28 protein-coding genes are annotated in these 24,171 nt (G+C 61.2%); 11 read left to right on the plus strand and 17 right to left on the minus strand.

All coding sequences use genetic code 11. From position 1 onward, the window contains the following. Positions 1–26: 26 nt before the first annotated feature. The 3 genes from rsmD to TX24_RS09710 are packed head-to-tail and all read right to left on the minus strand — an operon-like array spanning position 27 to position 3,470. Entirely contained in the window at positions 27–632 is a 606-nt protein-coding gene (gene rsmD, locus TX24_RS09700; RefSeq protein WP_044269606.1) for a 16S rRNA (guanine(966)-N(2))-methyltransferase RsmD, read from the minus strand. Next, complete coding sequence (locus TX24_RS09705; protein ID WP_057710240.1) at positions 632–2,122, minus strand: M16 family metallopeptidase; 1,491 nt, start codon at positions 2,120–2,122, stop codon at positions 632–634. Before TX24_RS09705 ends, rsmD begins: the two co-directional genes overlap by 1 nt. Then, on the minus strand, positions 2,115–3,470 hold the full coding sequence (locus TX24_RS09710; protein ID WP_003195117.1) for a M16 family metallopeptidase: 1,356 nt from the start codon (positions 3,468–3,470) through the stop codon (positions 2,115–2,117). Before TX24_RS09710 ends, TX24_RS09705 begins: the two co-directional genes overlap by 8 nt. 232 nt (positions 3,471–3,702) lie before the next feature. Between TX24_RS09710 and ftsY the strand changes: the two genes are divergently transcribed. From ftsY to rpoH, 4 genes are all read left to right on the plus strand, one after another. After that, positions 3,703–5,103: a signal recognition particle-docking protein FtsY gene (ftsY, locus tag TX24_RS09715; protein WP_057710241.1), complete on the plus strand. Its 1,401-nt coding sequence runs from the start codon at positions 3,703–3,705 to the stop codon at positions 5,101–5,103. Next, a complete protein-coding gene (gene ftsE, locus TX24_RS09720; protein ID WP_003195112.1) occupies positions 5,100–5,771 on the plus strand; it encodes a cell division ATP-binding protein FtsE in 672 nt (223 codons plus the stop codon). The genes ftsY and ftsE overlap by 4 nt, the downstream gene beginning before the upstream one ends. Next, positions 5,768–6,790, plus strand: a complete 1,023-nt coding sequence (gene ftsX, locus TX24_RS09725) for a permease-like cell division protein FtsX (protein ID WP_003195111.1) — start codon at positions 5,768–5,770, stop codon at positions 6,788–6,790. Before ftsE ends, ftsX begins: the two co-directional genes overlap by 4 nt. Before the next feature lie 130 nt (positions 6,791–6,920). Continuing rightward, positions 6,921–7,775: an RNA polymerase sigma factor RpoH gene (rpoH, locus tag TX24_RS09730; protein ID WP_003176698.1), complete on the plus strand. Its 855-nt coding sequence runs from the start codon at positions 6,921–6,923 to the stop codon at positions 7,773–7,775. A 188-nt stretch (positions 7,776–7,963) separates the two neighbouring features. Here rpoH and mtgA read toward each other — a convergent pair whose 3' ends face one another. Next, positions 7,964–8,686: a monofunctional biosynthetic peptidoglycan transglycosylase gene (gene mtgA / locus TX24_RS09735; RefSeq protein WP_003195110.1), complete on the minus strand. Its 723-nt coding sequence runs from the start codon at positions 8,684–8,686 to the stop codon at positions 7,964–7,966. Between the two features lie 74 nt (positions 8,687–8,760). On the opposite strand from mtgA, the gene TX24_RS09740 reads away from it, so the two are divergent. From TX24_RS09740 to TX24_RS09760, 5 genes are all read left to right on the plus strand, one after another. Then, positions 8,761–9,135, plus strand: a complete 375-nt coding sequence (locus TX24_RS09740; RefSeq protein WP_003195108.1) for a DUF423 domain-containing protein — start codon at positions 8,761–8,763, stop codon at positions 9,133–9,135. Between the two features lie 79 nt (positions 9,136–9,214). After that, on the plus strand, positions 9,215–9,415 hold the full coding sequence (thiS, locus tag TX24_RS09745) for a sulfur carrier protein ThiS (protein WP_032901150.1): 201 nt from the start codon (positions 9,215–9,217) through the stop codon (positions 9,413–9,415). 54 nt (positions 9,416–9,469) lie between these two features. Beyond that, positions 9,470–10,264, plus strand: coding sequence for a thiazole synthase (locus tag TX24_RS09750; protein ID WP_003195103.1), 795 nt, complete (start codon positions 9,470–9,472; stop codon positions 10,262–10,264). 9 nt (positions 10,265–10,273) lie between these two features. Next, the gene (gene trmB / locus TX24_RS09755; RefSeq protein ID WP_057710242.1) at positions 10,274–10,999 is read left to right on the plus strand and encodes a tRNA (guanosine(46)-N7)-methyltransferase TrmB; all 726 of its coding nucleotides are present in this window, start codon (positions 10,274–10,276) and stop codon (positions 10,997–10,999) included. 79 nt (positions 11,000–11,078) lie between these two features. Then, positions 11,079–11,891: a hypothetical protein gene (locus TX24_RS09760; RefSeq protein WP_057710243.1), complete on the plus strand. Its 813-nt coding sequence runs from the start codon at positions 11,079–11,081 to the stop codon at positions 11,889–11,891. Here TX24_RS09760 and TX24_RS09765 read toward each other — a convergent pair. The 10 genes from TX24_RS09765 to TX24_RS09810 all read right to left on the minus strand — a co-directional run bounded on the left by TX24_RS09765 (position 11,884) and on the right by TX24_RS09810 (position 19,211). Next, on the minus strand, positions 11,884–12,432 hold the full coding sequence (locus tag TX24_RS09765) for an RNA 2'-phosphotransferase (RefSeq protein WP_057710244.1): 549 nt from the start codon (positions 12,430–12,432) through the stop codon (positions 11,884–11,886). The two genes, TX24_RS09760 and TX24_RS09765, sit on opposite strands and share 8 nt — an antisense overlap. A gap of 29 nt (positions 12,433–12,461) precedes the next feature. Next, entirely contained in the window at positions 12,462–12,785 is a 324-nt protein-coding gene (locus TX24_RS09770) for a DUF3392 domain-containing protein (protein WP_003195099.1), read from the minus strand. A 19-nt stretch (positions 12,786–12,804) separates the two neighbouring features. Next, complete coding sequence (gene hemW / locus TX24_RS09775) at positions 12,805–14,007, minus strand: radical SAM family heme chaperone HemW (RefSeq protein ID WP_057710245.1); 1,203 nt, start codon at positions 14,005–14,007, stop codon at positions 12,805–12,807. Then, a complete protein-coding gene (gene rdgB, locus TX24_RS09780; protein WP_003195095.1) occupies positions 14,004–14,600 on the minus strand; it encodes an RdgB/HAM1 family non-canonical purine NTP pyrophosphatase in 597 nt (198 codons plus the stop codon). Before rdgB ends, hemW begins: the two co-directional genes overlap by 4 nt. Then, the gene (locus TX24_RS09785; protein WP_003195093.1) at positions 14,597–15,031 is read right to left on the minus strand and encodes a DUF4426 domain-containing protein; all 435 of its coding nucleotides are present in this window, start codon (positions 15,029–15,031) and stop codon (positions 14,597–14,599) included. The genes rdgB and TX24_RS09785 overlap by 4 nt, the downstream gene beginning before the upstream one ends. 21 nt (positions 15,032–15,052) lie before the next feature. Further along, a complete protein-coding gene (gene metW, locus TX24_RS09790) occupies positions 15,053–15,673 on the minus strand; it encodes a methionine biosynthesis protein MetW (protein ID WP_003195091.1) in 621 nt (206 codons plus the stop codon). 7 nt (positions 15,674–15,680) lie between these two features. Further along, positions 15,681–16,820, minus strand: coding sequence for a homoserine O-succinyltransferase MetX (gene metX / locus TX24_RS09795; RefSeq protein WP_057710246.1), 1,140 nt, complete (start codon positions 16,818–16,820; stop codon positions 15,681–15,683). Between the two features lie 239 nt (positions 16,821–17,059). Further along, a complete protein-coding gene (locus TX24_RS09800; RefSeq protein WP_057710247.1) occupies positions 17,060–17,647 on the minus strand; it encodes a YggT family protein in 588 nt (195 codons plus the stop codon). A gap of 25 nt (positions 17,648–17,672) precedes the next feature. Continuing rightward, positions 17,673–18,491 (minus strand): pyrroline-5-carboxylate reductase, encoded by an 819-nt coding sequence (gene proC / locus TX24_RS09805; protein ID WP_003195085.1) that lies wholly within the window; start codon positions 18,489–18,491, stop codon positions 17,673–17,675. 33 nt (positions 18,492–18,524) lie between these two features. Next, positions 18,525–19,211 (minus strand): YggS family pyridoxal phosphate-dependent enzyme, encoded by a 687-nt coding sequence (locus TX24_RS09810; RefSeq protein ID WP_003195083.1) that lies wholly within the window; start codon positions 19,209–19,211, stop codon positions 18,525–18,527. 57 nt (positions 19,212–19,268) lie between these two features. Between TX24_RS09810 and TX24_RS09815 the strand changes: the two genes are divergently transcribed. Beyond that, positions 19,269–20,303, plus strand: coding sequence for a type IV pilus twitching motility protein PilT (locus TX24_RS09815; RefSeq protein ID WP_057710248.1), 1,035 nt, complete (start codon positions 19,269–19,271; stop codon positions 20,301–20,303). Positions 20,304–20,451: 148 nt separating this feature from the next. On the opposite strand, the gene TX24_RS09820 is transcribed toward TX24_RS09815, so the two are convergent. Next, positions 20,452–21,090, minus strand: a complete 639-nt coding sequence (locus tag TX24_RS09820; protein ID WP_057710249.1) for a C40 family peptidase — start codon at positions 21,088–21,090, stop codon at positions 20,452–20,454. A gap of 249 nt (positions 21,091–21,339) precedes the next feature. Here TX24_RS09820 and TX24_RS09825 point away from each other — a divergent pair, with 249 nt between their 5' ends. Beyond that, positions 21,340–21,768 carry an NINE protein gene (locus TX24_RS09825; protein WP_003195076.1) on the plus strand — a complete coding sequence of 143 codons (429 nt, stop codon included), beginning with the start codon at positions 21,340–21,342 and terminating at the stop codon, positions 21,766–21,768. Positions 21,769–21,893: 125 nt separating this feature from the next. On the opposite strand, the gene TX24_RS09830 is transcribed toward TX24_RS09825, so the two are convergent. Beyond that, positions 21,894–23,165, minus strand: a complete 1,272-nt coding sequence (locus tag TX24_RS09830) for a dihydroorotase (protein WP_034128939.1) — start codon at positions 23,163–23,165, stop codon at positions 21,894–21,896. Then, entirely contained in the window at positions 23,162–24,166 is a 1,005-nt protein-coding gene (locus TX24_RS09835; RefSeq protein ID WP_014720325.1) for an aspartate carbamoyltransferase catalytic subunit, read from the minus strand. The genes TX24_RS09830 and TX24_RS09835 overlap by 4 nt, the downstream gene beginning before the upstream one ends. Between the last annotated feature and the right edge of the window lie 5 nt (positions 24,167–24,171).

A 24,171-nucleotide genomic window follows, 5' to 3' on the forward strand; every position in this document is an offset into this window, starting at 1 on the left:
TTTGACCTTCGCGAGCAAGCTCGCTCCTACAGGGCGCGATGCCACAACGCGTAATACACCCGCCCGGACTTCTGCTCCCGGTGCAGGCGCCAGCCACTTGGCAGGCCGAGCGTGGAGGGCGCGGTCTCGCTCTCAGTGTAGATCCAGGCATCCGCTGCCAGCCACTGGCGTTCTTCCAGCAGGGTGCAGACGGCCGGCAGCAGGTTCTGGTTGAACGGTGGGTCGAGGAACACTACGTCGTATTCAGTCGCCGCCTGGGTTTCCAGATAGCGCAGCGCGTCCGCCGTCTGCACCTGGCCGGTGGTGCAACGCAGCGTGCCCAGGTGCTCCTTGAGGCTGGATACCGCCACGTTGCTGGCGTCCAGCGCCTGGCCCTGGGCCGCGCCACGGGACAGCGCCTCCAGGAACAGCGCGCCGCTGCCAGCGAACGGGTCCAGCACCTTGGCCCCGCCAATGTACGGTGCGAGCCAGTTGAACAGGGTTTCACGCACGCGGTCGGGCGTCGGGCGCAGGCCCACGACGTCGGGGAAGCTCAGCTTGCGGCTGCCCCATTCACCGCCAATGATGCGCAGTTGGCCCACACCGTTATGCACGTTGTGGACAGGTTTTTTCGGGCGAGATGAACTGGCCATTAATGCTCCGGAACCCCGAGCGGCTGCTCGGCAGGTTTATCAGTGGGGGGCGGTAGTGGCTTTTGCGCAATCGTCGGGCCGGCGGTCACGATGACCATCTTGTCGGCGCTCAAGTGTTTATTCATTGCAGCCTTGACCTGATCGACGGTCAGGGCCTGGGATTGTTTCATGAAATCTTCCAGAGAGCTCAGCGGCAGGTTGTAGAAACCCATGGCGCCCAACTGCCCGACGATATCGGCATTGCTTGCGGTGGACAGCGGGAAGCTGCCGGCCAGCTCGCGCTTGGCGTCATCCAGTTCCTTTTGCGTCGGGCCGGTCTTGAGGTAGTCAGCCAGCACGTCCTCCACCAGGCGCAAGGTACCACCGCTCATTTCGGCGCGGGTCTGCAGGTTGATCATGAACGGGCCGCGCACCTGCATTGGTGAGAAACCGGAGTACACGCCGTAGGTCAGGCCGCGTTTCTCCCGCACTTCGCTCATCAAACGGGTGCCGAAGCCGCCGCCGCCGAGGATCTGGTTGCCCAGGGACAAGGCTGCGTAGTCCGGGTCGGCACGGTCGATGCCCAACTGCGCAAACAGCAGGTGGGTTTGCTTGGACGGGAACTCGATACGGCTCAGGCCGGCTTTTGGCTCGGTCGGCTGGGCGATCTTGGCCATAGCCGGGCCTTTGGGCAGCGACGCGGACACCTTGGCCGTCATGGCTTCAGCTTCGGCGCGGGTCAGGTCGCCCACCACTGCAATCACCGCGTTACCCGCCGCATAGGCCTTGGCGTGGAACGCCTGCAACTGCGCCAGGGTAATCTTCGGCACGCTCTCGGGGGTACCTTCGCTCGGGTGGGCGTAAGGGTGGTCGCCGTACAGGCGCTTGAACAGCTCGATGCTCGCCAGTTTGCCGGGGTTCTGCTTCTGGTACTCGAAACCGGCCAGGATCTGGTTCTTGATGCGTGCCAGCGAGTCTGCCGGGAATGTCGGCTGGCCGATCACCTGGTTGAACAGTGACAGGGCTGCGTCACGCTTGGCGCTGTCGCTCAGGCTACGCAGGGTCACCAGCGCCATGTCGCGGTAGGCGCCGTTGCCAAAGTCGGCCCCCAGGCCTTCGAACCCGCTGGCGATCTGGCTGACATCCTTGCCCGGCACGCCTTCGTTGAGCATGGCGTTGGTCATCAGCGCCAGGCCTGGCACGTCGCCATCCTGGCTGCTGCCGGCGGCGAACAGCAGGCGCATGTCGAACATCGGCAGTTCATGGGCTTCGACGAACAGCACCTTGGCGCCTTCGGCGGTGGTCCAGGTTTGTACGTCGAGCTTGCGGTTGGTCGGTGCCTTGCCATCCAGTTCCGCCAGGGATTGCAGGGTGCTGGCCGTTTGAGCCTTGTCCAGGGCCTGGCTGGCGACCGACTCGCTGGGGCGCAAGAAGTAAACGGCGCTGGCCGCCATCAGGGTGACGGCGATCAGGCCGGGCAGGATCAGGCGGCTGTTTTTGCGATCACTCATGAGCGGTCTCCTCAGGCAAAACATGGGCGACGCTCAGACGTTCGCGGGTGAAATAGGTGCGTGCAGCCTTCTGGATGTCTTCCGGGGTCACGCTTTGCAGGTCGGCAAGCTCGGTGTCCATGAGTTTCCAGGACAGGCCGACGGTTTCCAGGGAGCCAATGGCCGTGGCCTGGCTGGTGATGGAATCACGCTGGTACACCAGGCCGGCAATCACTTGGGCGCGGATGCGCTCCAGCTCTTCGGCGGTCGGCGGCTTGGCCTTCAGCTCATCGAGCAGGCGCCACAGGCCGGCTTCGGCTTGGGCGACGGTTTTCTTCTTCTGCTGGTTCGGCGTGGCCGAGAGGGTGAACAGGCTGTCGCCACGGGTGTAGGCGTCGTAGTTGGTGGAAGCGGCGGACACCAGCTCCTCACCGCGTTCCAGTTGCTCGGAGATCCGTGCACTGTAGCCGCCGTCCAGCAGGGCCGAGATCAGGCGCAGGGCCTGTACCGAGCGTTTGTCTTCGGCGGTGGCCAGGCCGGGCACGTTGAAGCCCAGGAACACGCTCGGCAGTTGGGTCTGCACGTGCAGGGTCAGCAGGCGCTCGCCGGGCTCGGCCAATTCCATCGGGATTTTTGCCGGCGGCACGTCACGCTTGGGGATCGGCCCGAAGTAACGTTGGGCGAGGTTTTTCACCTCGTCCGGGGTCACGTCGCCGACCACCACCAGGGTGGCGTTGTTCGGCACGTACCAGGATTGGTACCAGTGGCGCAGTTCCTCGACCTTCATGCGGTCCAGGTCGGCCATCCAGCCAATGGTCGGCGTGTGGTAGCCACTGGCCGGGAACGCCATGGCCTTGAAGCGCTCGAACGCCTTGGACATGGGGTTATCGTCGGTGCGCAGGCGGCGTTCTTCCTTGATTACCTCGATTTCACGGCTGAACTCGTCGGCCGGCAGGCGCAGGCTGGCCATGCGGTCGGCTTCCAGCTCAAAGGCCACGCCCAGGCGGTCACGGGCCAATACCTGGTAGTACGCGGTGTAGTCGTCGCTGGTGAACGCATTTTCTTCGGCGCCCAGGTCGCGCAGGATCAGCGAGGCTTCGCCGGGGCCAACCTTGGCGCTGCCTTTGAACATCATGTGTTCCAGGGCGTGGGACAAACCGGTCTGGCCCGGGGTTTCGTAGCTTGAGCCAACCTTGTACCAGACCTGGGAAACCACCACCGGCGCACGATGATCTTCGCGCACGACCACCTTGAGGCCGTTATCGAGGGTGAATTCATGGGTGGGTTGTGGATCGGCAGCCAAAGCTGAGAGAGGCAGACAAACTGTGCTGAACAGCAGGCCTGCGGCGCGGCGGGCTAGAGCATTCATTCGTTTTTAAACCTGTTGGGCTGCCCGCTTGGTCTTAGCGTCGGCGGGCGAGGAGGTGCTAGGATACTGGTCCGACTTAAGGACGGCCACTGCGGCTGTCTTGTGAAGGCCCTATTTAGGCCTTACAAAATGTTGCGCATGAACGAGCTGGCTAAAAAACAGTCTGTTACGCATCGAATTTTATTTACCGGCGCGCCCTGTGGCGCGTCGCTACCTTGAGATAGCCGTCTCCATGTTTGGTTCCAACGACGACAAGAAGACCCCAGCTGCGGCTGGCGAGAAGAAAGGCCTGTTCGGATGGCTGCGCAAAAAGCCGCAGGAAACCGTCGTCGAACAGCCACAGGTTCAGGCCGAACCGACCCCTGAACCCGTAGTAGAAGCCGAACCGGTTGCCGAGACGCCAGTTCCGGTGGTGTTGCCGATGGCTGAGCCGGTGTTGCAGCCGGTCGCCGAGGCCGCGCCGGAGCCTGAGCCTGAGCCCGAGCACAAGCCCTGGTTGGAGCTGCCCGTGGCCGAAGAGCCCGTGGCGTTGGTGGAGGATGTTCAGGCCGAGCACGTCGTGCCGCCGATTCCGGCAGTGGCTGAGCCGGCGCCGGTAGAGGTTGTGGCTGAAGTACCGCCCGTCGTCGAAGTGCCTGCACCGGTTGTCGCTGCACCTGCCGTTATCGAGCCAGAACCCGCCGCTGCCGTAACCGAAACCAGCAAAACCGGATTCTTTGCCCGCCTCAAGCAGGGCCTGAGCAAGACCAGCGCCAGTATTGGCGAAGGCATGGCCAGCCTGTTTCTGGGCAAGAAAGTCATTGATGACGAGTTGCTGGAAGACATCGAGACCCGCCTGCTCACCGCCGACGTGGGCGTCGAAGCCACCGCCGTGATTATCCAGAGCCTGACGCAGAAGGTCGCGCGCAAGCAGTTGACCGACGCCGATGCGCTGTACAAATCCCTGCAGGCTGAGCTGGCCGCCATGCTCAAGCCGGTTGAGGCGCCGCTGGTGATCACGCCGAAAAAGCCTTTCGTCATCCTCGTGGTAGGCGTAAACGGCGCTGGCAAGACCACCACCATCGGCAAGCTGGCCAAGAAGCTGCAGGGTGAAGGCAAGAAAGTCATGCTCGCCGCCGGTGACACCTTCCGTGCCGCGGCCGTCGAGCAGTTGCAGGTGTGGGGTGAGCGCAACAAGATCCCGGTGATCGCCCAGCACACCGGTGCCGACTCTGCTTCGGTGATCTTCGATGCTGTGCAAGCCGCCAAGGCGCGCAACATCGATGTGCTGATCGCTGATACAGCCGGCCGCCTGCACACCAAAGACAATTTGATGGAAGAGCTGAAGAAAGTGCGCCGCGTGATCGGCAAGCTCGACGCCGATGCACCCCATGAAGTCCTGCTGGTGCTCGACGCCGGTACCGGCCAGAACGCCATCAGCCAGGCCAAGCAATTCAACCAGACGGTGCAGCTGACCGGCTTGGCATTGACTAAGCTCGACGGCACGGCCAAGGGCGGTGTGATTTTCGCCCTGGCCAAACAGTTCGGGTTGCCGATTCGTTATATCGGCGTCGGTGAAGGCATCGACGACCTGCGCACCTTTGAAGCCGAACCCTTTGTACAGGCACTGTTTGCCGAGCGGGAGCGTTCATGATTCGATTCGAACAGGTCGGTAAACGCTATGCCAACGGGCATGTGGGCTTGCATGAGCTGAGCTTTCGAGTGCGTCGCGGCGAATTCTTGTTTGTCACCGGCCATTCGGGCGCAGGCAAAAGTACGCTGTTGCGCCTGCTGCTGGCCATGGAACGCCCGACTACCGGCAAGTTGCTGCTGGCGGGCCAGGACCTGGCCACTATCAGCAATGCGCAAATTCCATTCCTGCGCCGCCAGATCGGCGTGGTGTTCCAGAACCACCAGTTGCTGTTCGACCGCACGGTGTTCAACAACGTGGCCCTGCCGTTGCAGATCCTCGGGCTGTCCAAGGCCGAGATCGTCAAACGCGTGGACTCGGCCCTGGAACGCGTGGCCTTGTCGGACAAGACCGACCTCTTCCCCGGCGACCTGTCCACCGGCCAGCAACAGCGTGTCGGTATCGCCCGCGCCATCGTCCATCGCCCGGCTTTGCTGCTGGCGGACGAGCCCACCGGTAACCTCGACCCGCGCCTGGCGGCCGAGATTATGGGGGTGTTCGAAGACATCAACCGCCTGGGCACCAGCGTCTTGATCGCCAGCCACGACCTGGCCCTGATTGCCCGCATGCGCCATCGCATGCTCACCCTGCAACGCGGCCGCCTGATCGGCGATGGGGAGGCTGGCGTATGAGTGCTACGCGCAGCCCTAAAGTATCCGAACGGGTGGCTCCGAAGCCGGCCGACCCGCAACCGAAAAAGAAAAAACACGACGAAGACGACGGCCCGGACTTCGGCACCCTGGTGCACGCCTGGATCGAAAGCCACCGCGCCAGCCTGCTGGACAGCCTGCGTCGCCTGGGCAAGCAGCCGATCGGCAGCTTTTTCACCTGCCTGGTCATGGCCGTGGCCTTGAGCCTGCCGATGGGCTTGTCGCTGTTGCTTAATAATGTGGAGCGCCTGGGCGGCTCCTGGCAGCGGGCGGCGCAGATTTCGCTGTACCTGAACCTGGACACCAGCAGCAAGGAAGGCGAAGCGCTGCGCGATGACATCAAGAACATCCCGGGGGTTGCCGAGGCTGAGTACATCAGCCGCGACCAGGCCCTTGAAGAGTTCCAGCAGCAATCGGGCCTGGGCGAGGCGCTCAAGGAGCTGCCGCAGAACCCGCTACCGGGCGTGGTGCTGGTAACGCCGAACGAGGTCGACAAGCCGGCGCTGGAAGCCCTGCGACAAAAACTCGCAGAGATGCCGAAGGTGCAACAGGCGCAACTTGATCTAGTCTGGGTAGAGCGCCTGGCCGCGATCCTCAAGCTGGGTGACCGCTTTGTGTTCGGCCTGACGGTGTTATTAGTGTCTGCATTACTTTTGGTGATAGGTAATACCATTCGTCTTCATATTGAAAATCGTCGCACCGAGATAGAAGTGATTAAACTGGTGGGCGGCACAGACAGCTATGTGCGTCGGCCTTTCCTCTACATGGGCGCGTTGTATGGCCTGGGTGCGGGGATCTTGTCCTGGGGCGTACTGGCGTTTGGCCTGGATTGGTTGAACGACGCGGTTGTCGGCTTGGCCGGGCTCTACGGCAGTGATTTCGCGTTGGCGGGTGTGCCGGTAGCCGATGGTCTGAGTCTCTTGCTTGGCGCGGTCTTGTTGGGGTATATCGGTGCGTGGATTGCGGTGGCACGGCATTTACGTGAGCTGGCGCCGAAGTAGTTAATGCCAGATTAATGTGGTTTCGTTTGTATTGACCGTATCAGCGGTTTAGGGAACTTGTCCTACGGTTCCCAGGTCAATTTTCGCAGTGCTGAACTGCACGAGTTATGTGAGTCGGAGGTTTTTTCGTATGACCACTTCTTTGCAACCTGCTTATGCCTTGGTCCCAGGTGCGAACCTGGAGGCTTATGTGCACACGGTCAACAGCATTCCATTGCTGACGCCCGAGCAGGAGCGTGAACTGGCCGAGAGTCTCTACTATGAGCAGGATTTGGGGGCGGCTCGGCAGATGGTGCTCGCCCACCTGCGTTTTGTCGTACATATCGCCCGTAGCTATAGCGGCTACGGTCTGGCCCAGGCCGACCTGATTCAGGAAGGCAACGTCGGCCTGATGAAGGCTGTGAAGCGTTTCAACCCTGAAATGGGTGTGCGCCTGGTGTCGTTTGCCGTGCACTGGATCAAGGCGGAAATCCACGAGTTCATCCTGCGCAACTGGCGCATCGTGAAAGTGGCCACCACCAAGGCCCAGCGCAAGCTGTTCTTCAACCTGCGCAGCCAGAAAAAACGCCTGGCGTGGCTGAACAACGAAGAAGTCCACCGCGTGGCCGAAAGCCTCGGCGTGGAGCCGCGTGAAGTGCGCGAGATGGAAAGCCGCCTGACCGGCCATGACATGGCCTTCGACCCAGCCGCCGAAGCGGATGACGACAGCGCCTTCCAATCGCCGGCCAACTACCTGGAAGACCACCGGTACGACCCGGCGCGTCAACTCGAAGACGCCGACTGGAGCGACAACTCCAACCACAACCTGCACGAAGCGCTGGAAGTGCTGGACGACCGCAGCCGTGACATTCTCTACCAGCGCTGGCTGGCAGAAGAAAAAGCCACGCTGCACGACCTGGCGCAGAAGTACAACGTGTCGGCCGAGCGGATTCGTCAGCTTGAGAAAAGCGCAATGAACAAGCTGAAGTTGTCGATCGCCGCCTAAAACGCAGCGAACAAAAAATGCCCCGGTCGAAAGATCGGGGCATTTTTGTATGTGTTCGAAAAGTCTCAAGCCCAACTCGGTTTAATGTGGGAGCTGGCTTGCCTGCGATGAGGCCGTGTCAGTTAAAACATGGGTTACTGACCCACCGCTATCGCAGGCAAGCCAGCTCCCACAGGTCCCGTATTGTGTCAGTCGGACCAGGGGGCTTTGCGGGTAGTGTTCAGCTCCATTAGGTAACCATCCCCACCCAACTGGCTCATCTGCTGACGAATCCATGCCGCTCTGCGTGCCACATAGGCCGTCGGATGGCTGGCACTCCACACCCGCGGATTAGGCAGCACCGCCGCCAGGTAGCTGGCCTGCTGCCGCGAAAGCGCTTTGGCATTCACGCCAAAATGGTGCCGCGCCGCGGCCTCTGCGCCAAACACACCTTCATCCCATTCCACGCTGTTGAGGTACACCTCAAGAATCCGCTGCTTGGGCCACAACACTTCGATCAAGCCGGTAAACCACGCCTCCAGGCCTTTGCGCAAATAGCTGCGCCCGGCCCACAGGAACAGGTTTTTCGACACCTGCTGGCTCAGGGTGCTGGCGCCGCGAATCGAGCCGCCACGTTCGTTGTGCAGGATCGCGGCCTGGATCGCGCCGAAATCAAAACCCCAGTGTTGTGGGAAGCGTTGGTCTTCACCGGCCATCACCGCCACTTTCAGGTCATCGGAGATTTCATCCCACGGCACCCAGCTGCGTTGCAGGTCAATGGGTTCGCCATCTATCCAGGACTCAACCTTGCGCTCCACCATCAGCGCAGTGAACGGCGGCGGCACCACACGAAACAGCAGCACCAGCAACACACTGCCGATGGCAAACCATTTCACGACGTTGAGAAAGCGTTTGAAGAGGACACGCAGCATAGAGATGGCTTGGCCGAACCCGTTGAGCGGGCCATTATACAGACCCTGCCCGATGAGTCTGACTGGAGTTCCCCATGCTGCGTAGCTTTCTGATGCTGGCTGCCTTTTTCGGCTTTACTGGCGTTGCGCTGGGCGCGTTCGCCGCCCACGGCCTGAAAAACCGCCTGAGCGCCGACTACCTGGCGATCTTCCATACCGGCGTGACCTACCAGTTGGTGCATGCCCTGGCATTGTTCGGCGTGGCCTTGCTGGTGGCGCATATTCCGGGCCGGCTGGTCACCTGGGCGGGAATTTCGTTCACCGTCGGCATCCTGCTGTTCTCGGGCAGCCTGTATGTGCTGACGATGACCGGCATCAGTAAACTGGGAATCATCACGCCGTTTGGCGGGCTGGCGTTCCTGCTTGGCTGGTTCTTCCTGGGCCTGGCGGCGTGGCGCTTGCAGCTTTGACCGCTTGACGCTTGGAGCTGACCTTCAGGTTCCAATCGCGCTAGAATGCGGGCCCCTAAAAACGATGGCGGCCCGTGGCATGCGCATTCAGTTGAACGGCGAACCCTTTGAACTTCCCGATGGCGAAACCGTTGCGGCCCTGCTGACCCGTCTGGACCTGACCGGGCGTCGCGTCGCAGTGGAGCTCAACCTGGATATCGTCCCGCGTAGCCAGCACGCCGAGACTGCGCTCACCGAAGGTGACCAGGTCGAAGTGGTCCACGCCATCGGCGGCGGCTAGCCTGCCACGGCCGTAACGCATTCTGCAGAACCTCATCCAACCAGAGGATTTCCCATGAGCATCGTTCGTAGCGACAAGCCTTTCGTCCTGGCCGGTCGTACCTACCAGTCCCGTCTGCTGGTCGGCACCGGCAAGTACCGCGACATGGAAGAAACCCGCCTGGCCATCGAAGCCTCGGGTGCCGAGATCGTCACCTTCGCCGTGCGCCGCACCAACCTCGGCCAGATCGAGGGCGAGCCGAACCTGCTCGAAGTGCTGTCGCCGCAGCGCTACACCTTTCTGCCAAACACCGCTGGCTGCTACGACGCCATCGAAGCCGTGCGCACCTGCCGCCTGGCCCGTGAGCTGCTCGACGGCCACAACCTGGTGAAGCTGGAAGTGCTGGCCGACCAGAAAACCCTGTTCCCCAATGTGATCGAAACCCTCAAGGCCGCCGAAACCCTGGTCAAGGAAGGTTTCGACGTGATGGTCTACACCAGCGATGACCCGATCATCGCGCGCCAACTGGCAGAAATCGGCTGCATCGCCGTGATGCCGCTGGCCGGTCTGATCGGTTCCGGCCTGGGCATCTGCAACCCGTACAACCTGCAGATCATCCTTGAAGAAGCCAAGATCCCGGTGCTGGTGGATGCGGGCGTGGGCACTGCCTCCGACGCAACCATCGCCATGGAACTGGGCTGCGACGCGGTGCTGATGAACTCGGCCATTGCCCATGCCCAGCAACCAATCATGATGGCCCAAGCCATGAACCACGCCATCGTCGCGGGCCGCCTGGCCTACCTCGCCGGGCGCATGCCGAAAAAACTCTATGCCAGCGCCTCTTCGCCGCTGGATGGTCTGATCAAGTAAGAGCTATTGATGACTGAATCAAACGAAACGCCGAACACCGTGGAAGAGGGCGACGAGTCCAAGCACCGCCGCATCAAGAGTTTTGTGATGCGCGCCGGCCGCATGACCGAAGGCCAGCAAAAGGGCCTGGAGCAGGGCACGCCGCTGTTCGTGTTGCCTCTGGCCGACGCGCCGGTGGACTACGACCAAGTGTTTGGCCGTTCGGCCCCACGCTCCCTGGAAATCGGTTTCGGCATGGGCCATTCCCTGCTGGAAATGGCCGCAGCCGCGCCGGAGCAGGATTTCATCGGTGTGGAAGTCCACCGCCCAGGCGTCGGCGCACTGCTCAACGGTGTGCTGACCCAAGGCCTGAAAAACCTGCGGGTCTACGACTGCGACGCGATTGAAGTGCTCAACTGCTGCATCGCTGACAACAGCCTCGACCGCCTGATGCTGTTCTTCCCCGACCCATGGCACAAGGCCCGTCACCACAAGCGCCGCATCGTCCAGGCCTCCTTCGCGGAGCTGGTACGCAGCAAGCTGAAAGTGGGCGGCATCCTGCACATGGCCACCGACTGGGAACCGTACGCGGAATACATGCTGGAAGTGATGAACGTCGCCCCTGGCTACCGCAACCTGGCCGAAGACGGCAAATGCGTGCCACGCCCGGCCGAGCGGCCGATCACCAAGTTCGAACGCCGTGGCGAGCGGTTGGGGCATGGGGTGTGGGATTTGAAGTTCGAGAAGCTGGCTTAACTCGCGTTGCTAATCACGGCGGTGGAATCGCTGCGTTCCACTGCCGCTTCGCTTTTTACTTGTAAAGGAATACAAGCGCTTGAAAACCCTCCTTTCCAGTCTACTGTTGCTCAGCCTGCTGTCTGCGACAGCCTTCGCGGCCAGCACATCCTCTTTGGCAGTGACTTCCAGTGACGACTACTTTGAGCGTGCTCAGAAGAAGGCGGAACAACTCAAGCTGATGTTCGATGAGAACGTCAAGCTGGAGGCCAGCGGCAAGCTGGATAAAGCCACGTTGCCCGAAAAACTCAAAGAGGTTCAGGGTGTCATGACTGCGTTCCAAGATGATCTGAAAATGGCCTCGGAGGGCGGGCATGTTGTTGCGACCTATATGCTGGCCAATATCCAAAGCCGGTTCGGCATGTCCAAGGAAGAACGCAAACAGGTGTGTGAGCCGATGCACAAGGCAATGGATCAAGGTTTGTTAGCCGCCGGCGTGGGGTATTACTATCAATGTGATATGGCGTACATGCGTCTAAATCTGCTTGATCCTGGGCACGTAAAGTACCTGGAAGCGCTCAAGCAGATGCTTCTGAACGTTGATCCCAACCATGACTATTATCCGCTGTACACCAATCGTTCGCTTTGTTTCGAAGGTGATCGGCTAGCTGAGATCAAGGAAGAAAGAACCTTGGGCAACATGCAAGCACGCGCCAGCGCGCGGATGCTGACCTATGATCAGTACCGGGCGGATGCCTACTACATCTTGGCGGCGACTCGTATGAACGACAAAGGTGAGCCCGACAGCGTGAATTTGACCTACCTGAATCAGGCGCTGGCGCTGGGTTGCAAAGACCCGATGACACTTAAAGAGTATTACGAAAAAGCATTTGGCAGTCAGGTCTCTAAATAGCTTCGAGGAACTGGGCAGGAACCTGCTCCGTCAGCCAAACCCCATTCTGCGCCTGATAAAACTTGAAACCCTGGGCCAGCATCTTCGAAGTGTTGATCTTCAGAATAACCACTTTCCCATAGCGCTGCCCAACTTCCCTGGCCGTCTCAAGCTGTTCACTGAGATGCACATGATGTCGTGACCCGGGAATCAGCCCCTTTTGGTTGATTGACTCGATGAAGCGCGTTGCGGTGCCGTGGTACAGGACGGCTGGTGGTTGTCTTTCATCGAGTTGCAGCTGGACGCCTTGGTTGGAGTGACCCTGCACGGCGCGGATGTGTTGACCGTCCTCGGAGAACGAAAAGCGCTTCTTCTCGTTTGTGTGCACCACCTGCTCCAGCAGTTCTCGGCTAAGGCTGCGCCCGTCGCGGCTGGCCGCCTCAATCAGCTCTGCAATGCCTGCCCAGCCTTCTGAATCCAATGAAAGGCCAATTGCCTGAGGCTCATGGCGCAGTACATAGCTGAGAAATTTGCTAGTGTCGTCCAGAAGCTTTTTGCTCATGAGATGTCCTTGCCTTCATCTGGATGAAATCAGCGGCGGTCTGCTACCACGCCAATCAACACCAGCACCACGATCAACACCGGCGCCAGGCTGTAGTTATTGAACTGGCTCAACCCCCGCACAATCCACGGCGTGGCGTAGATCAACGCCGCGCCGCTGCCGATCAGGCACAGCAGGGCCATCAAGGGTACGCGCAAGGCGCCGGCGATGCTGCCCAGGCGCGCTTCGACCCAGCCCTTGATGTCAGCGCCGAACAGCACCAGCAAACAGCCTACAAGGGCCAACGAGATTTCCGACAGGTTGCTACGGCTCCAGCGGGATACGGTGGCGAGCAGGTCGAGTACCAGATCCATTCGATTTCCTTAAGAGCTATCAGCTCAAAAACTTCTGCAACAGGTCATTGAGAAAGAGTTGCCCGCGGTCGGTGGCCGCCAGGCGTGACGGTTCGACCTGCATTAATCCACTTTGTTCTGCGTCGCGGCGGCCTTCGTCGAGGCTCGCCAGATCAAGGCCGGTGCGCTCGGCGTAGAGCTTGGCATCAACCCCGTCGGTGAGGCGCAGCGCGTTCATCAGGAACTCGAACGGCAGTTCGTCGTTGGTCAGTTCTTTCGCGCCGGCCTGGAAGCTTTTGGCCGGGTTGAGGTAGTCCTTCGGTGCACGGGTTTTCCAGGTGCGGATGATGCGCCCGTCCGGGTGGCTGAGCTTGCCGTGGGCGCCGGCGCCGATGCCGATAAAGTCGCCAAAGCTCCAGTAATTGAGGTTATGCCGCGCCGGCCGCCCCGGTTGGGCGTAGGCCGAGACTTCATATTGTGCGTAACCGTGTTCGGCGAGCAGTGCCTGGCCGGCTTCCTGGATATCCCACAGCGTGTCGTCTTCCGGCAGCACGGGTGGCTGGTTCCAGAACACGGTGTTGGGCTCCAGGGTCAGTTGGTACCAGGACAGGTGCGTCGGCTTGAGCGCAATAGCCTGGCGCAAGTCGCCCAAGGCGTCGTCGAGGGACTGGTTGGGCAAACCGTGCATCAAGTCCAGGTTGAAGTTATCGAACCCGGCCTGGCGCGCCATACCGGCGGCGCGTACGGCTTCGTCACCATTGTGAATGCGGCCCAGGGCTTCAAGCTTCTCTTGCTGGAAGCTCTGGATGCCGATGGACAGGCGATTGATCCCCAGCTTGCGGTACGCCACGAACTTCTCTTGTTCGAACGTCCCGGGGTTGGCTTCCAGGGTGATCTCGATATCGTCGGCAAACGGGATGCGCGCTTCAACGCCTTTGAGCAGGCGGCCCAGTGCAGCAGCGCTGAACAGGCTGGGCGTGCCGCCGCCGAAGAAAATCGAACTCAGTTCACGGCCATAAACGGCGTGCAGGTCTTGGTCCAGGTCCGCCAGCAAGGCGTCCACATACTCTTCTTCCGGCAGCACCTTACTGGCGGTGTGGGAGTTGAAGTCGCAATACGGGCATTTGCGCACGCACCACGGAATATGGATGTACAGCGCCAGGGGCGGCAGGTGGGGCAGCGCCGCCCGGGGTGTTTGCGCGCCGCCGTGGATCAGCGGCTGCGCAGAGGTGTTCTGGGTCATTTCAAACCTAGGCGCTGGCGCAGCAACGCCATGGCGCGGGCGCGGTGGCTGATTTGGTTTTTGTCGGCCGGGCTCAGTTCGGCGCTGGAGACATTACGCTCCGGCACCCAGAACAGCGGGTCATAGCCAAAGCCATGCTCACCGCTGGCCGCCTGCAGGATGCGGCCGTGCCACAGGCCTTCACACAGGATCGGCAACGGGTCATCGGCGTGCCGCACCAACGCCAGCACGCAGACGAACTGCGCGCCGCGCTCGGCCTCCGGCACGTCCTTGAGGGCGTCGAGCAGCTTGGCGTTATTAGCCGCATCACCTTTGCCGTCGGCGTAACGGGCCGAGTAGATGCCAGGCGCGCCGCCGAGGAAATCCACGGCCAGGCCCGAATCATCTGCCAGGGCTGGCAGGCCAGAGATACGTGCGGCGTTGCGGGCCTTGAGGATGGCATTCTCGACGAACGACAGGCCGGTCTCTTCCGGTTCGACCTGGCTGAACTCGCCAATCGAACGCAGGTGCACAGACTCACCGAGCATGGCTTGCAGTTCTTTGAGTTTGCCGGCGTTGTGGCTGGCGAGTACGAGTTGGGTAAGGTTCATCATTCGGCCGGGAACAGTTCTTGGTTGAATTGGAAGCCGTGGGCCTTGCCGCCGGTTTCAACGTTGATGGTAAACGTCTTGTATTCCCGCTGGGTCACCGAGTAGGGCGCGAGGTAGCTGATGCCGCTTTTCTCTTCGATCTGCTTGAACGTCAGGATCTCGCTCTTGCCGCCCAAGTCCTTGACCGTTCCAGTGACTTGCGCGGCCACCGGGCTTACGCCCTTGATCACGGTCACGTTAATCAAACCCTTCTCCTTGCTGCGCACCACACCGACTTTTTGGGCGGTCTCAGCGGGCAGGAAGCTTGAAGTGAAGGTGTTGTAATGAACGGTGATATCGCCGAAGTCTTTTTTGCGATTAGCGTCGATAGTGTCGGCGGCCATGGCGCTGGCGCCCAGGCATGCGGTCAATAGAAAAATAGCCAAACGACTCATGAACGTCCCTCTTGAAGATGATTAGACGGCAACTTTGTGGTCGGTCAGGCCAGGACTGCTGACCCGGTAAATACCAATTTCGCCCAACAGGTTGGGCCATAGCTTACTCGCCCAGCCGTGGCGGTGCTGTTGATCGACGGCAAGGCGGTTGATCACCTTGGCTTCACGCTCGCCACACAGGGCTTCGAAGTCTTCGAAGGTGCAAAAGTGGATGTTCGGCGTGTTGTACCAGGTGTAGGGCAGGAAGTCGGAGACCGGCATGCGCCCCTTGGTGGCCAGGTACCAGCGGCAGCGCCAGTGGCCAAAGTTGGGGAAAGTGATGATGCATTGGCGGCCAACGCGCAGCATTTCGTCGAGGATGCGGTCCGGGTAGTGCACCGCTTGCAGGGCCTGGGTCATCACCACGATATCGAAGCTGTTGCTGGCAAAGTTGCCCAGGCCCTTGTCCAGGTCCTGCTCGATCACGTTGATGCCCTTGGCCACGCACTGGGCGATGTTGTCCGGGTCGTTTTCCAGGCCGTAGCCGGTGACTTGCTTGTGGTCGCGCAGCCAGCTCAGCAGTTCGCCGTCGCCGCAGCCCAGGTCGAGCACGCGGCTGCCGGCGGGGATCCAGTCTTGGATGATTTCCAGGTCGGCTCTCATGGCGTTCTCACAAAGTAATGCGGTTCATGTAGTTACTGAACGCATGCAGGTAACGTGGGATCGGAATCAGGAAGGCGTCGTGGCCTTGCGGTGCATCGATCTCCAGGTAGCAGACGTCTTTCTTGGCGGCCATCAGGGCATCCACCAGCTCACGGGAGCGTGCCGGCGAAAAGCGCCAGTCAGTGGTGAACGACATCACGCAGAACTTGGCCGTGGCGTGCTCGAAGGTTTTTGCCAGGTCGTCATCGTGGTTGGCGGCCGGGTCGAAGTAGTCCAGGGCCTTGGTCATCAGCAGGTAGGTGTTGGCGTCAAAGCGCCCTGAGAATTCCTCGCCCTGGTAACGCAGGTAGCTCTCCACTTGGAACTCGACGCTGTGGAAGTCGTAGTTGAGTTTCTCGCTCTTGAGGCCACGGCCGAATTTCTCGCCCATGGAATCGTCGGACAGGTAGGTGATGTGGCCGACCATCCGCGCCAGCATCAAGCCACGCTTGGGGATCACGCCCGCTTCCTGGAACGAACCACCGTGGAAGTCGGGGTCGGTGAGGATCGCCTGGCGCGCCACTTCGTTGAAGGCGATGTTCTGCGCCGACAACTTGGGCGCCGAGGCGATGGCCAGGCAATGACGCACGCGGTCCGGGTAAGTAATGGTCCATTGCAGGGCCTGCATGCCGCCCAGGCTGCCGCCAATCACGGCGGCCCACTGGCTGATGCCCAGCAGGTCGGCCAGGCGTGCCTGGCTGTGCACCCAGTCTTCCACGGTCAGCACCGGGAAGTCGGCGCCGAACGGTTTGCCGGTTTCCGGGTTGAGGCTGCTGGGGCCGGTGGAGCCGTTGCAGCCGCCGAGGTTGTTCAGGCTGACCACAAAGAACTTATGGGTGTCGATGGGCTTGCCGGGGCCGATACAACTGTCCCACCAGCCGGGCTTGCGGTCGTCAACGCTATGGAAACCGGCGGCGTGATGATGGCCGGACAAGGCATGGCAGATCAGCACGGCGTTGCTCGCCGTGGCGTTCAGTTGGCCATAGGTTTCGTAGATCAGGTCGTAGGCTGGCAACGAACGGCCGCAGGCCAGGGCCAGGGGTTCGCTGAAATGCGCCACTTGTGGCACGACCAGTCCAACAGAATCGGGGGGGAAGGCAGCTGGCATCGACCCTGCTCTCGTTTAAATGAGGCGTAAGTCTAAAGAGCGGGGACCCTAGCGGCAAGCAATGGTCGGGGGTTAGCGTGATCGTTCCCACGCTCCGCGTGGGAATGCCTCTTGGGACGCTCTGCGTCCTGCCCTGGTGACGCGGAGCGTCACGGGCTGCATTCCCACGCAGAGCGTGGGAACGATCAGCACAAGCCATGCTATCGCAGGCAAGCCAGCCCCCATAGGGGCTACGGCATTCAGATCAGGCCAAACAACTCTTTTGGCATGTAGGCAAAGTAGGCCAGGCGTGGAATCACCCAGCTCTGCAGCAGTTGAATCGCGATAAACGCAAAGATCGGCGAAATATCCAGGCCGCCCAGGTTGGGGATCAGACGACGGAACGGCGCCAGCACCGGCTCGGTGATCTGATAGACCAGCTCGGCACCCGGGCTACGGCTACCCGGTGCGACCCAGGACAGGATCACGCTGATGATCATCGACCAGAAAATGATCTTCAGGAACAGCGAGAAAATCCCGATCAGGCCCCATGGCAACAGCAGCACGGTGAAGGCCTGGTATCCATTGAGCATCAGGATCACCACGAACAGCAAAATCTGCAGCAACAGCGCCAGCACCAGCGACGACATGTCCAGGCCGAACAGGCTCGGGATCACCCGGCGCAGCGGCTTGAGCAGCGGTTGGGTGGCCTTCACCACGAACTGGCACAGCGGGTTGTAGAAGTTCGCACGCACCAGTTGCAGGATAAAGCGCATCAGTACGATCAGCAGGTACAGGCTGCCCAGGGTCTGGATGATGAAAATGGCAGCGTCATTGATTCCGAGCATGTTTGATTACCTTGGTAAGGGACGACTATTTGCCCAGTTGCTCAGCCATCTCGGCTGAACGATGTGCGGCGGCACCCAGTGCTGTTTCCACCAGGGCTTCAAAGCCCCCGGCCTGGAACGACTCAATAGCCGCTTGTGTGGTACCACCTGGCGAGGTGACGCGACGGCGCAGTTCGGCGGCATCCACCTCGCTGCCGACCGCCATCTTGGCGGCGCCCAGGGCGGTTTGTTCCGCCAGTTGCTCGGCCACGTCGTGGGGCAGGCCCAGCTTGACGCCGGCGGCCGTCATGGCCTCGATCAACAGGAAGAAGTAAGCCGGGCCGCTGCCGGAGACGGCGGTGACCGCATCCAGTTGCTGTTCCTGCTCCAGCCACACGGCGATGCCCACCGCAGACAGCAGTTCCTGGGCCTGGTCACGTTGCTGCGCGGTGACTTCGCCAGTGGCATACAAACCGCTGACGCCCTGGCGCAGCAGCGCCGGGGTGTTGGGCATGCAGCGCACAATGGGCTGGGCACCGAGCCAGTTGGTCATGCTGGCGCAGGTGATGCCAGCGGCAATCGACACCACCAGTTGATGGGGTTGCAGGCTCGGGCTCAGGCTCTCGCACACGGCCTTCATGGCCTGGGGCTTGACCGCCAGCACGATCACATCGACGCCGTGGATGGCCTCGGCGTTATCGGCGAAGGTCTGGATACCGTGTTCGGCGCTGACGCGCTCGCGGGTTTCGGCACCGGGGTCGCTGGCGCGGATCTGCTCGGCGTCCAGGCCCTTGGCCCGCAGGCCACCGATCAGGCTGGCCGCCATGTTACCGGCGCCGATAAAGGCAATACGCGTGTTGCTCATGACAGGTCCTTATTTCGAGGGATGTCAGCCATTTCACGGCTGGCCGTAGTCGCGGGCGCCAAACAGGGCGGTACCGATCCGCACCCAGGTGGCGCCTTGGGCAATGGCCGACTCAAGGTCGTGGCTCATGCCCATGGAAAGTGTGTCCAGCGCCAGGTTCAAGCTGGCTTGCAAGTCGCGCACCGTGGCGAACGCCGCATCCTGCTCCGCCCGGTCTTGCGTCGGCTCGGGAATCGCCATCAAGCCCCGCAGCTTCAAGCGCGGCAGGGCGCTGATCGCTGTGGCCAGGGCCGGCAGGTCGGCGGGCGTGCAGCCGGACTTGCTGGCTTCGCCACTGACATTGACCTGGATGCAGATATTGAGCGGCGGCAGGTCGGCCGGGCGTTGTTCGGACAGGCGTTGTGCGATTTTCAGGCGGTCCACGGAGTGCACCCAAGCGAAGTGCTCGGCGATGGCACGAGTCTTGTTCGATTGAATGGGGCCGATGAAGTGCCAACTCAAGGGCAGGTCGGTTAATTCCGCCTGTTTGCCCAGGGCTTCCTGCAGGTAGTTTTCACCAAAGTCGCGCAGCCCGGCGGCATAGGCTTCGCGCACTGCCTGCGCCGGTTTGGTCTTGCTCACGGCCAGCAGGTGGATGCTGCTTGCGTCACGTTGCACGGCGTCGGCTGCGGCGCGGATGCGCTGGCTAACCAGGCCGATGTTGTCTGCTATCGTCGACATTCAAGATGCGCCCGTGGATATGGAGTCCGCGGCATTCTACTGGAAATGGAAAGCCCTATGGATATCACGCAATTGCTGACGGCCAGCGTAAGCCGAGGCGCCTCAGACCTGCATCTGTCAGCCGGCCTGGCACCCATGCTGCGCATTGATGGCGAGGTTTGGCCCCTGGATGGGCCGGCGCTGAGCGCTACCCAAGTGGTCGACTTATTGAGCCCTTTGCTGAATAAACATCAACAAAAGGATTTCGAAACATCTCTTGAAACGGATTTTGCCTTCGAGTTGCCAGGCGTCGCCCGGTTCCGGGCGAACGTGTTCCGCCAGGATCGCGGCGTGGGTGCGGTGTTTCGGGCTATTCCGGCTGAGGTCCAGAGCCTGGAAGACCTGAGGTTGGGCGAGGTGTTCCAGCGTATCGCCCGCTTCCCTCGCGGGCTGGTGCTGGTGACCGGGCCCACCGGCTCGGGCAAGTCCACGACCCTGGCGGCGATGATTGACGACCTCAACCGACACCGTCGCCAGCATATCCTCACGCTGGAAGACCCCATCGAGTTTATCCACAGGCCGAAAATGGCCCTGGTCAACCAGCGCCAGGTGCATCGCGATACCCACTGTTTCTCGCAGGCCCTGCGTTCCGCCCTGCGCGAAGACCCGGATGTGATCCTGGTGGGTGAACTGCGCGACCTTGAAACCATCCGCCTGGCGCTGACGGCGGCAGAGACCGGGCACCTGGTGTTTGGCACCCTGCACACCTCGTCGGCGGCAAAGACGGTAGACAGGCTGGTGGACGTCTTCCCGGCCGGGGAGAAGGCGATGGTCCGCTCGATGCTGTCGGAGTCGTTGCAGGCGGTGGTGTCCCAGGTGCTGGTGAAGAAAGTGGGCGGTGGGCGCGTGGCCGCCCATGAAATCATGCTGGGCACCCCGGCGATTCGTAACTTGATTCGCGAAGACAAGGTGGCGCAGATGGTTTCGGCGATCCAGACAGGTGGGGCGTTGGGGATGAAGACCCTGGATATGAGTTTGAAGGCGTTGGTCGGCGCAGGGCTGGTCAGCCGGGAAGAGGCGCGGGAGAAGGCGAGGGTGCCGGCAGATATCTAAAACGCACAGACACACAATGTGGGAGCTGGCTTGCCTGCGATAGCGGGCTGTCAGGCACTCTCTCTGCCAACTGACACACCGTCATCGCAGGCAAGCCAGCTCCCACATTTGATTGCATTTCAAATGGGGAGCTTCAGTGACGCCTGGCTTAGCGCTGCACGATCCGCAGGTTGCTGTTCTGCTCTTTAGGCAGTACCCGCTTGGCAATTACGTAGTTCTTGTCCCAGAACGGCTTTTTCAGCGTGTCGATGCTCACCGACTTGCCACGGCGCGGTGCGTGGATAAAACGGTCGTTGCCCAGGTAGATGGCAACGTGGTTGACCTGGCGGCTCTTGAGCTTGAAGAACAACAGGTCGCCCGGTTTGAGGTCCTTGCGGTCAACCTTCAACCCATGGCCGGCCGCCATGGCGTTGGAAGTGCGTGGCAGGTCCACCGCTTTCACATCGTTAAATGCATATTTCACCAGCCCGCTGCAGTCGAACCCTTTACTTGGGCTGCTACCGCCCCAACGATAAGGTGTACCGAGCACGTTGACGGCACGGCTCAGCACGTTGCTGCTTTGCTTGGTGTTCACTGCCAGTTGGGTGGAAAGCGCTTTGCCGTTGACCTTGCTCAGTTGGGTCGGGCGGCTGACGGTTGGCTTTGCTGATTTGGCAGTGCTGGGCGTGCTATGGACTTTAGGCGTGAAACCGTTAACGTTCGGAAGTCGTTGCTCACGATTGGTGGCGTGGGCGGCCAGTGGCATTAATAGGCAAATGGTTAGCCATGTCTTGAAAAATGGTCGCATTAGGCGTGGCTCTTATGGGTTTGCGCGCAACTTTATAACAGCTTTTTGTGCTGTTCTCAGGCCGTTTGTCGACTGAACCTTGGGGTCAAACTCAGGAAAAACGCGACGATTCGCCGCAATTGTCCTACACAAGGCAGGTGGCACAAGGCTTTGAGGGCAGGAAGATACCATTTACCGTACGTCGGGCGCCCGTAAAAAAGTCACAAAGAAAATGAAAAAATTTATCTATCGACGCAAAAGAGGTCCTTCATGAACACCTATCAACAGGTTGGTCAGCAGCACGACACCCACAGTAAGGCGATTGGTTACCTGCTGTGGATTTTCGGTTTTACCGGGGCTCATCGCTTCTATTACGGCAAGCCGGTGACCGGTACGATCTGGTTTTTCACTTTCGGCTTGCTGGGTATTGGCTGGCTGATCGACTTGTTCCTGATCCCGGCCATGGACCGTGAGGCCGACCTGCGGTTTACCGCTGGGCCGATTGAATACAACGTGGCCTGGATTCTGTTGGCGTTCCTGGGGGTGTTTGGTGTGCACCGCATGTATCAGGGCAAATGGATCACCGGCCTGATCTACCTGCTGACCGGCGGTTTGTTCCTGGTCGGAGTGCTGTATGACTTCTGGACGTTGAACACGCAGATTTCGATCCGCAATGCCGAGCGCAATAGCGGCCGTTGAGCACTAATCGTTCCCACGCTCCGCGTGGAAATGCAGCCCAGGATGCTCCGCGTCCACCTTTGGAGTGCTGACGCAGAGCGTCACAGGATGCGTTCCCACGCAGAGCGTGGGAACGAGCTTGCGCGTCAAGCCTGGTAGCTGATCCGCCCATCCATCAAGGTATACCGCACCGTCGCCGGCAGGCTGTGGCCGATGAACGGGCAGTTTTCGCCCTTGGACAACCAGCGCTCACCAGCCACCGTCGAGCTTGCCAGGTCGAACAGCACCAGGTCCGCCGGTGAGCCCACCGCCAACTGGCCCGCTGGCAAGCGCAGGGCCTCGGCCGGGCCGGCGCTCAGGCGTGCCAGCAGTGTCGGCAGGTCCAGCAAGCCGTCTTCTACCAGCGTCATCGCCAATGGCAGCAACAACTCCACGCTGCTGATGCCCGGCTCGGTCGCGCCAAACGGTGCCAGCTTGGCATCTCGCTCGTGAGGTTGGTGGTGGCTGGAAATCGCCGACACCACACCCGACTTCACCGCCGCACGCAAACCGTCACGGTCTGCCTTGGTGCGCAGCGGGGGCTGTACGTGGTACAGGCTGGAGAAGTCGATCAGCGCCTCATCCGTCAGGATCAGTTGGTACAGGGCGACATCCGCGGTTACCCGTAAGCCACGGGCCTGGGCCTGGGCGATCAAAGCCACGCCCCGGGCGCTGGTCAACTGGCTGAAATGCGCACGCACGCCGCTTTGTTCTACCAGCAACAGGTCGCGGGCGAGAGCCACGGTTTCTGCGGTTTCCGGAATGCCCGGCAGGCCGAGGAAGCTGGCCACTGCGCCTTCATGGGCCAGGCCACCTTCGGCCAAGTCGCGGTCCTGGGAATGGAAGATCACCGTCAAGTCGAACGTGGCCGCGTATTCCAGGGCGCGGCACAAGGTGCGTGTGCTGCGAAAGCTTTCCAGGCCATTGCCGAAGGCTACGCAACCGGCGTCACGCAGGGCGATCAATTCGGCAAGTTGTTCGCCATCCAGGCCCTTGCTCAAGGCGCCAATGGGAAACACTTTGCAATTGCCGGCTTCGCGGGCGCGGTCGAGGATCAGTTCGGTCACGGCCGACGTGTCCAGCACCGGCTTGGTGTTGGGCGGGCAACACAGGCTGGTCACACCACCGGCTGCGGCGGCCTGGGTTTCGCTGGCGATATTGCCTTTGCGGCTGTAGCCCGGCTCGCGCAGGGCGACATTCAAGTCCACCAGCCCAGGTGCGGCCACCAGGCCCTTGGCGTCAATGCTCTGGCCGGCGTTGAAGCCGGCGGGGGCGGCGCCGATGGCGACGATCTTGCCGGCGTCCAGGTGTAGATCGGTAACTTGGTCCAGGCCGCTGGCCGGGTCGATGACTCGGGCGCCGAGAATGCTGAGCTTCACTGGGCCTGCTCCTGCTCGAATTGACGTTGCGCGGTTTGCCCGCTCATGGCCATGGACAGCACGGCCATACGCACCGCGATGCCGTAGGTCACTTGGTTGAGAATCACCGACTGTGGGCCGTCGGCCACCGCCGACTCAATTTCTACGCCACGGTTGATCGGCCCCGGGTGCATCACGATGGCATCCGGCTTGGCCTTGGCCAGGCGTGCGGTGGTCAGGCCGAACAGGCGGTAGAACTCACCTTCGCTGGGCAATAAGCCCCCGGCCATGCGCTCGCGTTGCAGGCGCAGCATGATCACCACGTCCACATCCTTGAGGCCCTCGGCCATGTCGGTGTAGACCTTCACGCCATACTGTTCGATGCCGATGGGCAACAAGGTCTTGGGCGCAATCACGCGGATATCCGGGCAACCCAGGGCTTTGAGGGCCAGCATGTTCGAACGTGCTACCCGCGAATGCAGGATGTCGCCGACGATGGCCACCGAGAGGTTTTCAAAGCTGCCCTTGTGCCGACGAATGGTGAGCATGTCGAGCATGCCCTGGGTCGGGTGCGCGTGGCGGCCGTCGCCGCCATTGATGATCGCCACGTTCGGGCACACATGCTCAGCAATGAAGTGCGCAGCGCCGGAGTCGCCGTGGCGTACCACGAACATGTCGGCTGCCATGGCCTCCAGGTTGCGCAGGGTATCGAGGAGGGTTTCGCCCTTGCTCGCCGACGAGGTGGACACGTTCAGCGTGATCACATCGGCCGACAGCCGCTGGGCCGCCAGTTCAAAGGTGGTGCGGGTGCGGGTGGAGTTCTCGAAGAACACGTTGCAGATAGTTTTACCGCGCAACAACGGGACTTTCTTCACTGCTCGGCCACCGACTTCCAGGAATGAGTCGGCGGTGTCGAGGATTTCGGTGAGCAGTTCGCGGGGCAAACCGTCGAGGGACAAGAAGTGTTGCAACTGGCCCTGAGCATTGAGCTGCAGCGGGCGCTTGGCATCTAGAGGCGTCATCGCGG

Source organism: Pseudomonas lactis, from assembly GCF_001439845.1.
In the GTDB taxonomy this organism is placed as follows: Bacteria; Pseudomonadota; Gammaproteobacteria; order Pseudomonadales; family Pseudomonadaceae; genus Aquipseudomonas; species Aquipseudomonas lactis.

Excerpts from the sequence above, each read along its gene's own strand:
- rsmD (WP_044269606.1), bottom strand. The coding sequence starts at position 632 with ATGGCCAGTTCATCTCGCCCGAAAAAACCTGTCCACAACGTGCATAAC.
- TX24_RS09705 (WP_057710240.1), bottom strand. The coding sequence starts at position 2,122 with ATGAGTGATCGCAAAAACAGCCGCCTGATCCTGCCCGGCCTGATCGCC.
- TX24_RS09710 (WP_003195117.1), bottom strand. The coding sequence starts at position 3,470 with ATGAATGCTCTAGCCCGCCGCGCCGCAGGCCTGCTGTTCAGCACAGTT.
- ftsY (WP_057710241.1), top strand. The coding sequence starts at position 3,703 with ATGTTTGGTTCCAACGACGACAAGAAGACCCCAGCTGCGGCTGGCGAG.
- ftsE (WP_003195112.1), top strand. The coding sequence starts at position 5,100 with ATGATTCGATTCGAACAGGTCGGTAAACGCTATGCCAACGGGCATGTG.
- ftsX (WP_003195111.1), top strand. The coding sequence starts at position 5,768 with ATGAGTGCTACGCGCAGCCCTAAAGTATCCGAACGGGTGGCTCCGAAG.
- rpoH (WP_003176698.1), top strand. The coding sequence starts at position 6,921 with ATGACCACTTCTTTGCAACCTGCTTATGCCTTGGTCCCAGGTGCGAAC.
- mtgA (WP_003195110.1), bottom strand. The coding sequence starts at position 8,686 with ATGCTGCGTGTCCTCTTCAAACGCTTTCTCAACGTCGTGAAATGGTTT.
- TX24_RS09740 (WP_003195108.1), top strand. The coding sequence starts at position 8,761 with ATGCTGCGTAGCTTTCTGATGCTGGCTGCCTTTTTCGGCTTTACTGGC.
- thiS (WP_032901150.1), top strand. The coding sequence starts at position 9,215 with ATGCGCATTCAGTTGAACGGCGAACCCTTTGAACTTCCCGATGGCGAA.
- TX24_RS09750 (WP_003195103.1), top strand. The coding sequence starts at position 9,470 with ATGAGCATCGTTCGTAGCGACAAGCCTTTCGTCCTGGCCGGTCGTACC.
- trmB (WP_057710242.1), top strand. The coding sequence starts at position 10,274 with ATGACTGAATCAAACGAAACGCCGAACACCGTGGAAGAGGGCGACGAG.
- TX24_RS09765 (WP_057710244.1), bottom strand. The coding sequence starts at position 12,432 with ATGAGCAAAAAGCTTCTGGACGACACTAGCAAATTTCTCAGCTATGTA.
- TX24_RS09770 (WP_003195099.1), bottom strand. The coding sequence starts at position 12,785 with ATGGATCTGGTACTCGACCTGCTCGCCACCGTATCCCGCTGGAGCCGT.
- hemW (WP_057710245.1), bottom strand. The coding sequence starts at position 14,007 with ATGACCCAGAACACCTCTGCGCAGCCGCTGATCCACGGCGGCGCGCAA.
- rdgB (WP_003195095.1), bottom strand. The coding sequence starts at position 14,600 with ATGATGAACCTTACCCAACTCGTACTCGCCAGCCACAACGCCGGCAAA.
- TX24_RS09785 (WP_003195093.1), bottom strand. The coding sequence starts at position 15,031 with ATGAGTCGTTTGGCTATTTTTCTATTGACCGCATGCCTGGGCGCCAGC.
- metW (WP_003195091.1), bottom strand. The coding sequence starts at position 15,673 with ATGAGAGCCGACCTGGAAATCATCCAAGACTGGATCCCCGCCGGCAGC.
- metX (WP_057710246.1), bottom strand. The coding sequence starts at position 16,820 with ATGCCAGCTGCCTTCCCCCCCGATTCTGTTGGACTGGTCGTGCCACAA.
- TX24_RS09800 (WP_057710247.1), bottom strand. The coding sequence starts at position 17,647 with ATGCTCGGAATCAATGACGCTGCCATTTTCATCATCCAGACCCTGGGC.
- proC (WP_003195085.1), bottom strand. The coding sequence starts at position 18,491 with ATGAGCAACACGCGTATTGCCTTTATCGGCGCCGGTAACATGGCGGCC.
- TX24_RS09810 (WP_003195083.1), bottom strand. The coding sequence starts at position 19,211 with ATGTCGACGATAGCAGACAACATCGGCCTGGTTAGCCAGCGCATCCGC.
- TX24_RS09815 (WP_057710248.1), top strand. The coding sequence starts at position 19,269 with ATGGATATCACGCAATTGCTGACGGCCAGCGTAAGCCGAGGCGCCTCA.
- TX24_RS09820 (WP_057710249.1), bottom strand. The coding sequence starts at position 21,090 with ATGCGACCATTTTTCAAGACATGGCTAACCATTTGCCTATTAATGCCA.
- TX24_RS09825 (WP_003195076.1), top strand. The coding sequence starts at position 21,340 with ATGAACACCTATCAACAGGTTGGTCAGCAGCACGACACCCACAGTAAG.
- TX24_RS09835 (WP_014720325.1), bottom strand. The coding sequence starts at position 24,166 with ATGACGCCTCTAGATGCCAAGCGCCCGCTGCAGCTCAATGCTCAGGGC.